Source organism: Archangium gephyra (assembly GCF_049060025.1).
Lineage (GTDB): Bacteria > Myxococcota > Myxococcia > Myxococcales > Myxococcaceae > Archangium > Archangium gephyra_A.
In genome coordinates this window covers 515,114-527,542 of sequence record NZ_JBMEQQ010000002.1, presented here as the reverse complement: position 1 = coordinate 527,542, position 12,429 = coordinate 515,114, and the positions used below count along the sequence as shown (strand labels likewise).

General features: G+C 69.9%; 10 protein-coding genes. 6 read left to right on the top strand and 4 right to left on the bottom strand.

All coding sequences use genetic code 11. The annotated features are described in order from the left end of the window. Positions 1-16: 16 nt before the first annotated feature. Together ACN28I_RS02360 and ACN28I_RS02355 are read left to right on the top strand one after the other, a co-directional pair. Positions 17-1,099, top strand: coding sequence for a hypothetical protein (locus ACN28I_RS02360; RefSeq protein WP_420940538.1), 1,083 nt, complete (start codon positions 17-19; stop codon positions 1,097-1,099). A 23-nt stretch (positions 1,100-1,122) separates the two neighbouring features. Next, positions 1,123-1,962 carry a GNAT family N-acetyltransferase gene (locus tag ACN28I_RS02355; protein ID WP_420940537.1) on the top strand — a complete coding sequence of 280 codons (840 nt, stop codon included), beginning with the start codon at positions 1,123-1,125 and terminating at the stop codon, positions 1,960-1,962. Positions 1,963-1,971: 9 nt separating this feature from the next. Here the strand turns inward: ACN28I_RS02355 and ACN28I_RS02350 are convergent, their stop codons facing one another. Next, positions 1,972-2,265 carry a hypothetical protein gene (locus ACN28I_RS02350; RefSeq protein WP_420940536.1) on the bottom strand — a complete coding sequence of 98 codons (294 nt, stop codon included), beginning with the start codon at positions 2,263-2,265 and terminating at the stop codon, positions 1,972-1,974. Between the two features lie 90 nt (positions 2,266-2,355). Here ACN28I_RS02350 and ACN28I_RS02345 point away from each other — a divergent pair, with 90 nt between their 5' ends. Next, on the top strand, positions 2,356-3,741 hold the full coding sequence (locus tag ACN28I_RS02345) for an MBL fold metallo-hydrolase (RefSeq protein WP_420940535.1): 1,386 nt from the start codon (positions 2,356-2,358) through the stop codon (positions 3,739-3,741). Here ACN28I_RS02345 and ACN28I_RS02340 read toward each other — a convergent pair. Together ACN28I_RS02340 and argG are read right to left on the bottom strand one after the other, a co-directional pair. Then, complete coding sequence (locus ACN28I_RS02340; protein ID WP_420940534.1) at positions 3,735-4,691, bottom strand: Vps62-related protein; 957 nt, start codon at positions 4,689-4,691, stop codon at positions 3,735-3,737. The genes ACN28I_RS02345 and ACN28I_RS02340 overlap by 7 nt on opposite strands. A gap of 80 nt (positions 4,692-4,771) precedes the next feature. Then, a complete protein-coding gene (gene argG, locus ACN28I_RS02335) occupies positions 4,772-6,127 on the bottom strand; it encodes an argininosuccinate synthase (protein WP_420940533.1) in 1,356 nt (451 codons plus the stop codon). Positions 6,128-6,272: 145 nt separating this feature from the next. Here argG and hutU point away from each other — a divergent pair, with 145 nt between their 5' ends. The 3 genes from hutU (at position 6,273) to ACN28I_RS02320 (ending at position 10,108) form a co-directional block, all read left to right on the top strand. Then, positions 6,273-7,928: a urocanate hydratase gene (gene hutU, locus ACN28I_RS02330; protein WP_420940532.1), complete on the top strand. Its 1,656-nt coding sequence runs from the start codon at positions 6,273-6,275 to the stop codon at positions 7,926-7,928. A gap of 3 nt (positions 7,929-7,931) precedes the next feature. After that, the gene (hutI, locus tag ACN28I_RS02325; RefSeq protein ID WP_420940531.1) at positions 7,932-9,197 is read left to right on the top strand and encodes an imidazolonepropionase; all 1,266 of its coding nucleotides are present in this window, start codon (positions 7,932-7,934) and stop codon (positions 9,195-9,197) included. Positions 9,198-9,268: 71 nt separating this feature from the next. Then, on the top strand, positions 9,269-10,108 hold the full coding sequence (locus tag ACN28I_RS02320; protein WP_420940530.1) for a class II glutamine amidotransferase: 840 nt from the start codon (positions 9,269-9,271) through the stop codon (positions 10,106-10,108). A gap of 3 nt (positions 10,109-10,111) precedes the next feature. Here the strand turns inward: ACN28I_RS02320 and ACN28I_RS02315 are convergent, their stop codons facing one another. Beyond that, positions 10,112-12,277, bottom strand: coding sequence for an ATP-binding protein (locus ACN28I_RS02315; RefSeq protein WP_420940529.1), 2,166 nt, complete (start codon positions 12,275-12,277; stop codon positions 10,112-10,114). Between the last annotated feature and the right edge of the window lie 152 nt (positions 12,278-12,429).

Sequence of the window (12,429 nt, the reverse complement as noted above, 5' to 3'; positions counted from 1 at the left end):
CCCTGGAGGCGTCCCCATGCGGTGCAAGGAGTGCGGAGAGGGCGCGAGGGACGAGACCCTGCGCTATTGCGAGAACTGTGGGGCGAAGATGCCCCCGCCGCCCCCCCCGGGAGCGATCCGCCGGACCACCACGGGCGTGGGCGCGGTGACGACGGGCCGCACGCGGAGCACGGCGGCGGCGCGAGCCATTCCCGCGCGGGACGAGGCCGAGGACACGGATCCAGGCCTGCACGCCGCAGCCCTTCCCAAGGCGCCGCCGTACGACGGGCCGGTGTGGCTGGCGCACGTGCCGGGACACTCGCCGAGCGTGGTGGGCGTGGGGCTGCTGGCCCTGGCCCTGGTGCTCTTCATCTTCGGGGGCGTGGGCTCCTTCTGGTCGCTGGTGGTCGTCATCGGCGGGTGGCTGGTGACGGCGCGCGAGCTGCGCGAGGCCGGCCAGCGGCACGCGCTGGTGGACTGGGTCCCGGACTCGCTGCTGCAGCCGGCGGTGCCGGCGCTCTTCTCGGTGGTGGTGGCGGCGCTGGCGCTCCGCATGCTGGGCCTGGGTGTCACGCCGATGCTGTGGCTGGGAGGCGCGGCGCTGCTGGGCTACGACCAGTACCGCAAGGTGTACGCGGGACCGAAGGGGTGGAGCCGCCTCTTCGAGCCCCGGGCGCTGCTGCGTGGGACGGCCCCGGTGGCGCTCGTGGGCGTGGCGCTGTGCCTGCTGTCGCTGTTCCTCACCTGGGTGCCCACCGGTACCACGCGGAGCGCGGGTCCGGTGCCGCTGGCGCCGGCGGAGCTGCGCGTGGTGGACGCGCCGATCCCCTCGGACGACTTCCTCTACAACCTCACCGAGGAGAGCTACGACAAGGGGTGGGACCAGTCCTTCTCGGTGGCCATGGAGCTGCTGCTGCTGGGGGTGCTGGGGTTGATGGCGCTGCGCCCGGAGGTGCCGAGGCCCGAGTGGCTGCGCTTCGCGCCCATCGGGGTGGTGGCGCTGGGCCTCGTGTGGACGCTGGTGAATGGAGGGCTGCTGCTGGGGCCGGTGCTGTTCCTGGTGGGGCTGGCGGCGATGGGCTTCGCCGCGGTGTACGGGGCCTTCACGCGAGAGGCCTGAGCCAACGTGGTATAGGCGGCCGCATGCGCATTCGGAGACTCACCCTGGATGACATGCCCGCGTGTCTCTCGTTGGCCGCGAAGCGGGACTGGCCGCCGGACGAGCTGAAGTGGCGGATGATCCTGGAGCTGGGGACCGGCTTCGGCGTGGACTCTCCCGAAGGTGGGCTCGCGGGCACCGTGCTCGTCACGCCCTATGGGCGCGAGGCCGCTTCGATCGGGATGATGGTGGTGTCGCCCTCGCATGGGCGGCAGGGGCTGGGGCGGCGCCTCATGGAGCATGCGCTCGAGCACATCGGCCCCATCCCCACGCTCCTGTTCGCGACGGATCAAGGCCGTCCGCTCTACGAGAAGCTGGGCTTCGTCCAGGCCGGCGAGGTCGTGAAGCACCTCGGGCGGCTCACCCGGCAGCCGCCGGAGGTGGCCGTCCCGGACACGCGGGTGCGCGCGATGACCGGGGAGGATCTGGACGCGGCGGCCGGGCTGGACGCGGACGCCTTCGGTGCGCCCCGGCGGGCCCTGCTCCAGGCGCTGCACCGCGTGGCGTCCCGCGCGCTCGTGGCCGAACGGAGCGGACGCGTGGTGGGGTATGGCCTGGTGTGGCCCAACTTCGAATCGACGATGGTGGGCCCGCTCATCGCCCAGGAGGAGCCGATCGCCCGGAGCCTCGCGGCCGGACTGCTCCGGGGCCTCGAGGGAGTCGTGCGGATCGACATCCCTCCGCGCTTCGCGGAACTGAGCGAGTGGGTGGCGGGGCTCGGGCTCGTGCGGCACGTCCCGGCGCCCATGATGATGCTTCACGGGACCCGGGCCCCGGGCAGGAGGGAGCACCTCCACGCCATCGCGGCCCAGGCCCTCGGGTGAGCGGCCCGCTTAGTGGGTCTGGTCCTGCTTCTTCGGCGCCGGGCAGGTCTTCTCGCAGGACTCCACCGTGGAGCGGAACTTCTCCGCGCAGCGGTTGATGCACTTGCCGGCGGCCTCACGCGCCGTCGGATTGATGGGCTCCGGGCAGGACAGGGCGCACGACTCCACCGCGGCGTTGGCCTTCGACACGCACGTGCCCTTGCAGTCCGCCGGCTCCTTCTTCTGCGCCGCCGCCGGCAGAGCCAGCATCAATCCACCTGCCATCACCACGGCCCACCACGAAGCCTTCTTCGCTCGATTCATGGCTCGCACTGCCTCCTGGAGAAATGGTTCGCCCGGCGAGGATAGGAGGAGGCGGCGCCGCAAGGAAGCCACTGCGATAGAGTGCCGCACATGGCCTCCATCCATTTCCTTGGCGCCGCGGGCACTGTCACAGGATCCAGGTTTCTCCTCGAACATCAGGGCAAGCGGGTGCTCGTTGATTGCGGACTGTTCCAGGGACGCAAGGAGTTGCGGCAGCGCAACTGGCGGGCCCTGCCCGTGGCCCCCCGGAGCATCGACGCCATCGTCCTCACGCACGCCCACATCGATCACACGGGCGGTCTGCCTCGCGTGGTGCGTGAGGGCTTCCACGGGCCCGTCTACTGCACCTCCGGGACGAGAGACCTGTCCGCGCTGCTGCTCCCGGACTCGGCGCACCTCCAGGAGGAAGAGGCCCGCTACGCCAACAAGGAGGGCTTCTCCAAGCACCGCCCCGCCCTGCCCCTCTACACGGTGGAGGACGCGGAGCGCGCGCTGAAGCTCTTCGAGACCTTCGGCTACGAGCGCACCCGGGAGATCCTCCCCGGCATCACCCTCACCTTCTACCGGGCGGGCCACATCCTCGGCTCGGCGGTGTGCGTGTTCCACCTGGAGCGCACGAATCAGCGCGTGGTGTTCACCGGGGACCTGGGCCGCTACCACGCCCCCATCTTGAGAGATCCACAGACGGTCCGCTCGGCCACCACGCTGGTGGTGGAGAGCACCTACGGCAACCGCGAGCACGGGGACCAGCGGCCCGTGGACGCGCTGTGCGAGGCCGTGCTGGACGCCTACGAGCGCAAGGGCATGGTCGTCATCCCCGCCTTCTCCGTGGGCCGGACGCAGGAGCTGCTCTACCACCTGCGCAACCTGGAGGCGGAGAAGCGCATCCCCGAGCTGGATGTCTTCGTGGACTCGCCCATGGCGTGCGACGCCACACCCATCTACCTGAAGCACGCGGAAGAGCACGACCTGGACATGGCCGCCATCGTGAAGCGGGGCGAGTCCCCGCTGGCCACGAAGCGCACGCGTTTCGTCACCTCGCCGCAGGAGAGCAGGCAGATCAACCAGATGGACGGCCCGGGCATCATCATCTCCGCCTCGGGCATGGCCACGGGGGGCCGCATCCTCCACCACCTGAAGTACCGGCTGCCGGATCCGCGCAACACGGTGCTCTTCGTGGGCTACCAGTCCGAGGGCTCGCGCGGCCGGCGCATGCTGGACGGCGAGAAGGAGGTCAAGATCCACGGGCAGATGGTGCGGGTGGAGGCGCGGATCCGCACGGTGAGCGGCTTCTCGGCGCACGCGGACTGGACGGAGACGCTGCGTTGGATGGACGGTTTCGAGTCGCCGCCGCACCAGACGCTGCTCGTCCACGGTGAGCCCTCGGCGCTGCAAGGGCTCAAGGAGAAGGTGGAGGCACGCGGCTGGCCGGCCTACATCCCCGAGCACCTGGAGAAGGTGGAGCTGGCTCAGTAGGTGTTCCAGGAGCCCTGGAAGGACGGGCCCTGCACGCCGCTCGTGGCGTCGAGCTCGCCGATCTCGCCCCAGCGGCCACCGTACTTGATGAAGTGCTGGCCGTTGCGGGGCGCGTTCTTCTCGCCCACGTTCACCCAGTGGGTCCACGTCTGCCACACCGGGCCGCCCTCGTAGGTGTGGTCATTGAAGCCCGACACCTCGGTGGGGTACGTGCCCGCGGTGGGGTAGCTCGCGTGCGAGCCATCCGCCGAGTAGACGATGGGATGCGTCCCGTTCCACTTGAGCTGCGAGGCGGTGTAGCGCGTTCCACCGCTGTGCGCCGCGTACCAGGCCGAGTGGAAGTTGCCGGCCGGGTCGGTGGACACGGTGATGTGCTCCCAGTCGGACTCGTGGTTCACGGACGCGTAGGAGTCGTTGTACGGGTAGAAGAACCAGTACTGGATGTCGTAGCCGCCCGTGACGACCACGCTCTTCTTCGAGTGCACGTACACGCGCCACTCGGTGGACGGGGCCCCGTTGTGCACGGCGTCGTCCGGCGGCTGGAGGAAGAACTCCTTCCGCGACGTGTTCGAGTAATAGACGGTGCTGGTGTGGCCGCAGAACGTGCCCTTCGTCTTGTGGGACTGGGTGGAGAGGTTGCTCTGCGTGGGCGTGGCGAGCGCGAGCACCTGGCAGTCCGGGCACCCCGAGTGGTCGAAGCGCATGTGCACGCGCGCCAGGTACCAGTCCACGTTGGCCGGCCGCGTCCAGTCGATGGAGGCCGGGGCCAGCCGCACCTCGGGCGCGAACTTCGCGGCGAGCTGGTCCTCGAAGGCATCGTCGATGCCGTCCAGGTCCACGTCGGTGATCAGCGCGTCCGTGCGCTCGCCGAGCGTGGCCTCTTCTCCGACGAGGGGGCCGCACGAGGCGAGCGTCAGGGTGGTGAGCAGCAACAACCGTCCGGTTCGCATGGGGGAGTCTCCAGACCGCCGGGGCTCATCCCCGGCTCGGGACTCTCATATTCACGCAAAACGGGAAAATAGGGAAAGGCTCACTCCTCGTCGCCGTCACCCAGCAGCTGGGCGATGCCGGTTCCGGTGCCCGTCCCCGCCGAGAGGCGGCGGACGCTGGAGAGGTGGTGCAGGAGCAGGTCGCGGTTGTCGGTGACGGCGAGGTTCTGCATCTCCAGGGCGCCGATGCGGTCCTCCGGGGTGAAGGCCGGGCTGGCGACCTTCTCCATGGAGAGCTTGTCCGGGCCGTACGCCATGTGCTCGGCCTGGGTGTCGAGCAGGGTGTAGTCGTCACCGCGGCGCAGCTCCAGGGTGACGCTGCCGGTGATGCTGGGGGCCACCCACCGGGTGAGCGAGTCCTTGAGGAGCAGGGCCTCGGGATCGAACCACTTGCCCTCGTAGAGGAAGCGGCCGAGGCGCCGGCCCAGGGTGAAGTAGAGGTCCGTGGTGGACTCGTTGTGGATGGCGGACAGCAGGCGCTCGTAGACGATGTGGAGCAGCGCCATGCCGGGGGCCTCGTAGATGCCGCGGCTCTTGGCGTCGATGACGCGGTTCTCGAGCTGGTCGCTCATGCCCAGGCCGTGGCGCCCGCCGATGCGGTTGCACTCCAGGAAGAGCTCGAAGAGGGAGGGGAAGCGCTTGCCGTTGAGGGACACGGGCAGGCCCTGGGCGAACTCCACGGTGACGCGCTCGGGGCGGATGTCCACCTCGGGGCGCCAGGAGGCCACGCCCATGATGGGCTCCACGATGTTCATGCCCTTGTCGAGGTGCTCCAGGTCCTTGGCCTCGTGCGTGGCGCCGAGCACGTTGGCGTCGGTGGAGTAGGCCTTCTCGGTGCCCACCTTGTAGGGCATGCCGATGGAGAGGAGGAACTCGCTCATCTCCTTGCGGCCGCCGAAGGCGTTGACGAAGTCCGGGTCCAGCCAGGGCTTGTAGATGCGCAGCTCCGGGTTGACGAGGATGCCGTACCGGTAGAAGCGGTGGATGTCGTTGCCCTTGTGGGTGCTGCCGTCGCTGAAGACGTTCACCGCGTCCTCGCGCATGGCGCGGACGATGGCGGTGGTGGTGACGGCGCGGCCCAGGGGCGTGGTGTTGAAGTACTTCTTGCCACCGACGGACAGGTGGAAGGCGCCGCACTGGATGGCGACGATGCCCTCGCGCACCATGGCCTCGCGGCAGTCCACGAGCCGGGCCTGCTTCGCGCCGTGCGTCAGGGCGATGGGCGGGATGTCGGCGGGGTTCTTCTCGTCGGGCTGGGCGAGGTCGGCGGTGTAGGCGTACACCTCGAGACCCTTGCGGGACATCCACGCCACGGCGGCGCGGGTGTCGAGACCACCGGAGAAGGCGAGACCAATCCGGGTTCCAGCGGGGGGCAGCGAACGATAGATGCGGCTCATGGCGCGGTGCGTGGTAACACGGAACCGCACGCGCGTCCCACAGCAACTTTCGGAGTGTCGGACACCCTCCCGCCTCGGCGAATGGGAGGTGCCCCGGCGACCCGGCTCGGGTAGTGTCGGCGTGGCGAAATCTTCGAGGAAACACATGTCCCGTACCATTCGTGCCCCCCGCGGAACCGCCCTGTCCTGCAAGGGCTGGGTCCAGGAAGCCGCCCTCCGGATGCTGATGAACAACCTGGATCCCGACGTGGCCGAGCGCCCCGAGGATCTGGTCGTCTACGGCGGCATCGGCAAGGCCGCCCGTGACTGGGCCTCGTTCGACCGCATCGTCGACGGCCTGCGCCGCCTCACCGATGAGGAGACCCTCCTCGTCCAGTCCGGCAAGCCCGTCGGCATCCTCCGCACCCACCCGGACGCCCCCCGCGTCCTCATCGCCAACTCCAACCTCGTGGGCCGCTGGGCCAACTGGGACCACTTCTTCGAGCTCGAGAAGAAAGGTCTCATGATGTACGGCCAGATGACCGCCGGCTCGTGGATCTACATCGGCACCCAGGGCATCCTCCAGGGCACCTACGAGACCTTCGCCCAGGCCGGCCGCATCCACTTCGGCTCCGATGACCTCTCCGGCCGGCTCGTCCTCTCCGGCGGTCTCGGCGGCATGGGCGGCGCCCAGCCCCTGGCCGCCACCATGAACAACGCCGTCTTCCTCGGCGTGGAGATCGATCCCACCCGCGCCCAGCGCCGCGTGGAGACCCGCTACCTCGACGTCATCGCCAAGGACCTCGACGAGGCCATCTCCCTGGCCAAGGAGGCCCAGCAGAAGCGCGTGGGCCGCTCCATCGGCATCATCGGCAACGCGGCCCAGGTGTTCCGCGAGCTCTACCGCCGCGGCATCAAGCCGGACCTCGTCACGGACCAGACGAGCGCGCATGATCCGCTCAACGGCTACATCCCCGCGGACATGACGATGGCGTCGGCCGCCGAGCTGCGCCAGAGAGATCCCAAGGGCTACGTGGAGAAGGCCCGCCAGTCCATGCGGACGCAGGTGGAGGCCATGCTGGACTTCGCGAAGGCCGGCAGCCACGTCTTCGACTACGGCAACAACATCCGCGCCCAGGCGCAGCTCGCCGGCCTGGAGAACGCCTTCGACTTCCCCGGCTTCGTCCCGGCCTACATCCGCCCCATGTTCTGCGAGGGGCTCGGGCCCTTCCGCTGGGTGGCGCTCTCGGGAGACCCCGAGGACATCCGCCGCACCGACGAGGCCGTGCTGGAGCTCTTCCCCCAGAAGGAGTCGCTGCGCCGCTGGCTCACCCTCGCGCGCGAGCGCATCGCCTTCCAGGGCCTGCCCGCGCGCATCTGCTGGCTGGGCTACGGCGAGCGCGCCAAGGCGGGCCTCCGCTTCAACGAGATGGTGCGCAAGGGCGAGGTGAAGGCCCCCATCGTCATCGGGCGTGATCACCTGGACTGCGGCTCGGTGGCCTCGCCCAACCGCGAGACGGAGTCCATGAAGGACGGCACCGACGCGGTGGCCGACTGGCCCATCCTCAACGCCCTGGTGAACGCGGTGAACGGCGCCTCGTGGGTGTCCTTCCACCACGGCGGCGGCGTGGGCATGGGCTACTCGCTGCACGCCGGCCAGGTCATCGTCGCCGATGGCACCCCCGAGGCCGCCCGCCGCATCGAGCGCGTGCTCACCTCGGACCCGGCCATGGGCGTGCTTCGCCACGCCGACGCCGGCTACCCCGAGGCCGTCGAGGTCGCCCGCGACCGCGGAGTCCGCATCCCTGGCATCACCGAGTGACGCATGGAAACCCTGGAGCTGCTGATCCGCAACACCTCCGAGGTGCTCACCGTGGAGGGCTCCCACCAGGAGCCCGCCGAGCGGGCCCTCACGCCCCACCCCAACGCCTGTGTCGGCGTGCGCCGGGGGAAGGTCTGGTACGTGGGCTCCGAGGGCAGCCTGCCCAAGGGCGCGGTGGGCCCCTCCACCCGGGTGCTGGACGCCCACGGCCAGTTCGTGGGCCCCGGCTTCGTGGATCCGCACACCCACGCCGTCTTCGCCGGTGAGCGCGCCGCCGAGTTCGACCTGCGCTGCCAGGGGGCCACCTACCTGCAGATCGCCCAGGCCGGCGGCGGCATCTCCAACACCGTGCGCGCCACCCGCTTCGCCAGCGAGGAGGATCTCATCCGGCTCGCCCTGCCCCGGCTGCAGCTCATGCTGGAGTACGGCATCACCACCGCCGAGGTGAAGAGCGGCTATGGCCTGTCCCTCCAGGACGAGCTGAAGATGCTCAAGGCGGTGCAGCGGCTCTCCACGCTCCAGCCCCTGGAGCTGATCCCCACGCTCATGTGCGCCCACGCCGTGCCCGAGGAGTACCGGGAGTGGCGCGAGGCCTACATGGATCTCTGCATCAAGGAGATCATCCCCACGGTGGCCGAGCAGGGGCTGGCGCGCTTCTGCGATGTCTTCGTCGAGCAGGGCGCCTTCTCCCACGCGGAGGCCCGGCGGATCCTCGGGGCCGCCCAGAAGCTGGGGCTGAAGCCGCGGCTGCACGTGGACCAGCTCACCTCCGGCAGAGGCGCCGAGCTGGCCGCCGAGCTGGGCGCCGCCACCGCGGACCACCTGGAGAACGTGAGCGACGCGGGCATCCGCGCCCTCGCCGAGGCCGGAGTCACCGCCGTCCTCGTCCCCACCTCCACCCTCTTCCTGCGCGTGCGGCCCTACGCCCCCGGGCGCAAGCTGCGCGACGCCGGCGTCAACGTGGCGCTCGGCACCAACCTCAACCCCGGCTCCGCCATGAGCGAGAACCTCCCCCTCGCCCTGGGGCTCGCCTGCCTGGAGAACGGGCTGACTGCCGCCGAGGCCTACTGGGCCGCCACCCGCGGCGCCGCACTCGCACTTGGTTTGAACACATACGGCCGGATTACCGTGGGCGATCCGGCAAACCTTGTCGTTTTTTCGTGTTCAAACTATCGCCACCTGCCCTACCACCTGGGAATCAATCACGCACGGATTGTGATTAAAGATGGCCATGTGGTGGTAGAGAGCGAGCGGGCCCTCTGTTCGTGACGACCAGCGGACAGCAGTGGCGAACGGGGACTTCCCGTCAGGGCCGGCCGTTATAAACAGACAAGAAGACCATGTGCCGTCTCTTTGGCTTCCGCTCCGCTGTTCCCGCCGCTGTCCATCCTTCGCTCGTGACGGAGAAGAACTCGCTCGTCCACCAGTCGAGGGAGCACAAGGACGGTTGGGGTATTGCCTCCTACGAAGCAGGCGAGCACCCGCTCGTCGCCCACGGGCTCGGGCCCGCCTACTGCGATCCTGACTTCGAGCGGGTGAGCAGCCGGGTGTCCTCCCGCACGGTCGTCGCGCACCTGCGCCTGGCCTCGGTGGGCAAGGTGGAGCGGCGCAACGCCCACCCCTTCCTCCATGGCCGCTGGTGCTTCGTGCACAACGGCACGGTGAGGAACTTCGCGCGGCACCAGGCCGAGGTGGAGTCGCTCATCCGTCCGGATCTGCTCGCGCACATCCAGGGCGCCACGGACTCGGAGCGCTGCTTCTATCTCTTCCTCACCCGGCTGGCGCGGTTGCAGTCGCTGGAGGGGCCGGCGTGCGTGGAGAAGGTGGCCTGCGCGCTGGCGGAGACGATGGGGCTGGTGTCGGCCATCACGGACGTGCCGGGAGAGCTGCGCTCGTCGATGAACTTCCTCGTGACGAACGGGGACGTGATGGTGGCGACGCGGCGCAACCGCACGCTCTTCCTGTCGGACACGGCGCCCGAGACGGGCAAGCGCCCGCACCGCCTGCACGGGGGGCCGCCCAAGCCGGGGACGCAGCTCGAGCAGTTCGTGCTCGCCAGCGAGCAGCTCTCGGGCGAGGACCACTGGCACCTCATCGACGAGGAGAACATCGTCGGGGTGAACGGCAGTCTCGTCCTGCACCGCTGGAACGTGCAGGACCTGTGCACCCAGACGCCCTGAGCGTCAGGCCCGGGCCTCGAAGCGCCGCATCACCTCCAGCACCTGCCGCAGCCGCACCGGCTTGCTGAGGTACTCGTTGGCCCCGGCCTCCAGACACCGCTCGCGGTCTCCCGGCATGGCCAGCGCGGTGAGGGCGATGATGGGAATCGGGGCGGTGACGCGGTCCGCCCGCAGGCAGCGGATGGCCTCCAGGCCGTCGAGCCGGGGCATCTGGATGTCCATCAACACCAGGGCGGGCCGCACCTCGCGGCACAGCCGCACCGCCTCCAGGCCATCCCGGGCGATGCGCACGGCGTAGCCGTGGGCCACCAGGTAGCCGTGCAGGTGCCGGGTGTTGGCCTCGCTGTCGTCGGCGATCACCACGGTGCGCCGGGAGCTGGAGTCCGGCGGCACCACGGGAGGGACGGGCCCGGAGCCCGGGCTGTCGCCGCGCGCGGCCAGCTCCCCGGCATCGGGCTCTCCCACGGGCAGCACCACCGTGAAGCGGCTGCCGCGTCCCACCTCGCTGTCCACCTCCAGCATCCCGTGGTGCAGGTCCACGAAGCGGCGCACCAGGGCCAGCCCCAGGCCCGAGCCCTCGTTCTGCCGCGCCAGCCCCGCGTCGAGCTGCACGAAGGGCTCGAAGATGCGCTGCACGTCCTCCCGGGCGATGCCCTCCCCCGTGTCCCAGACGGTGAAGGCCACCGCTTCCCCACCCTCCCGGGACGCCACCTCCAGCCCCATGCGCCCGCCCTCCCGGGTGAACTTCATCGCGTTGCTCAGCAGGTTGAGGAGGATCTGCCTCAGGCGCCGCCGGTCCGCGCGCAGGGCGTGCACCTCGCCGTCGCTGGAGTACGCCGCGGAGATCTTCTTGCGCCGGGCCTGCTCACGCACCAGCCGCAGGCTCTCCTGGCACACCTCCTCCACGGGCACCTGCTTGAGCTCCAGCTCCAGGTGCCCCGCGTTGCTCTTGGCGATGTCGAGCACGTCATTGATGAGGGAGAGCAGGTGGCGGCCGCTCTCGTCGATCGTCTGGAGCGCGCTCCGCTGCGGCTCCGTCACCGGCCCGAAGATGCCCTCGGCCATGGCCTCGGCCTGGCCCAGCACGGCGTTGAGCGGGGTGCGCAGCTCGTGGCTCATGTTGGCGAGGAACTCGTCCTTCATCCGCGCCAGCAGCTCCAGCCGCGCGTTGGCCTGCCGCAGCTCCGCCTCCTGCTCGCGCTGCCTGCGCTCGGTGATGTCCAGGTGACAGCCGGTGACGCGGATGCCCAGGCCCTGCTCGTTGCGCCCCACCACGCCGTAACCGGCCATCCACCGCCAGGCGCCGTCCTTGGTCCGCATGCGGAACTCGTGCACGAAGCGCTCGCCGAGCGACGCATCCTTCACGTAGTCCTGCACCACCTGGAGCGCGTTCCCCACGTCCTCCGGGTGCATGCCGTCCTTCCAGGTGGCGAAGGCGTTGGGCAGCTCGTGGTCCTCGTAGCCGAGCTGCGCCTTCCAGACGGGCGAGATGTAGACGCTGTTCTCGCCGAGGTTCCAGTCCCACAGGCCGAGGTTCCCCGCCTTCACCGCCAGCTCCAGGCGCTGGTTGGCTTCGTGCAGGAGTTGCTCCATCCGCTGCCGCTCGGTGATGTCCACCGTGATGCCGAGCACGAACAGCTCACCGTTAGGGGCCTGGAGGGGCCGCTTGAGGGTGTCATACCAGCCGACGGTGCCGTCGGGCCGGGTGAAGCGCTCCATCAACCGGACCTCGGTCCGGGTGGACAGGACGCGCTGGTCCACCTCGCCGAAGACCTGGACCTCCTCCTCCTGGGAGTGCACCTCGGCGGGGCGGTGGAGCACGAGCTCGTCCGGCGAGGTGCCGTACGCGCTCGCCAGCGCCTTGTTGGCGAAGACGAAGCGGCCCTGGCTGTCCATCACGTAGACGAGGCTGGGATCCGCGTCGAGGATGGCCAGCATGAAGGCGCGCTGTTGGCCGAGGAGGTCCCCGCTCTGACTGGGCAACTCGCGGGTGATGCGGCGCTCCCAGGCGGCCGGTACGGGGTTGGACGGGGCCTCCGGCACGCTCACGCAGACGAGCGCGCCACCGCCCACGAGCGGCTGACTCCACAGGTGCCACACGGTGGGCTCGCCGCCCTCGGGCGTGGGCGCTCCCCGCGCGAGACGGAAGGACTCGGATCGTCCGGCCATCAGCCGGCGCGACGGTTCTTCTCCGAAGAGCTGCCGCCAGCGTGCGCGCCTCCGGGGCCATGCCGGACAACGGCTCTTCCTTGCCGCAACGGGACAGGACGCGCCCGGCCCCATCGGTCACGATCATCAGGGCCGGCGACGAGGGAATGAGG

Coding starts and splice junctions, on each gene's coding strand:
- hutU (WP_420940532.1), top strand. CDS start 6,273: ATGTCCCGTACCATTCGTGCCCCCCGCGGAACCGCCCTGTCCTGCAAG.
- ACN28I_RS02355 (WP_420940537.1), top strand. CDS start 1,123: ATGCGCATTCGGAGACTCACCCTGGATGACATGCCCGCGTGTCTCTCG.
- ACN28I_RS02315 (WP_420940529.1), bottom strand. CDS start 12,277: ATGGCCGGACGATCCGAGTCCTTCCGTCTCGCGCGGGGAGCGCCCACG.
- argG (WP_420940533.1), bottom strand. CDS start 6,127: ATGAGCCGCATCTATCGTTCGCTGCCCCCCGCTGGAACCCGGATTGGT.
- ACN28I_RS02320 (WP_420940530.1), top strand. CDS start 9,269: ATGTGCCGTCTCTTTGGCTTCCGCTCCGCTGTTCCCGCCGCTGTCCAT.
- hutI (WP_420940531.1), top strand. CDS start 7,932: ATGGAAACCCTGGAGCTGCTGATCCGCAACACCTCCGAGGTGCTCACC.
- ACN28I_RS02340 (WP_420940534.1), bottom strand. CDS start 4,691: ATGCGAACCGGACGGTTGTTGCTGCTCACCACCCTGACGCTCGCCTCG.
- ACN28I_RS02360 (WP_420940538.1), top strand. CDS start 17: ATGCGGTGCAAGGAGTGCGGAGAGGGCGCGAGGGACGAGACCCTGCGC.
- ACN28I_RS02350 (WP_420940536.1), bottom strand. CDS start 2,265: ATGAATCGAGCGAAGAAGGCTTCGTGGTGGGCCGTGGTGATGGCAGGT.
- ACN28I_RS02345 (WP_420940535.1), top strand. CDS start 2,356: ATGGCCTCCATCCATTTCCTTGGCGCCGCGGGCACTGTCACAGGATCC.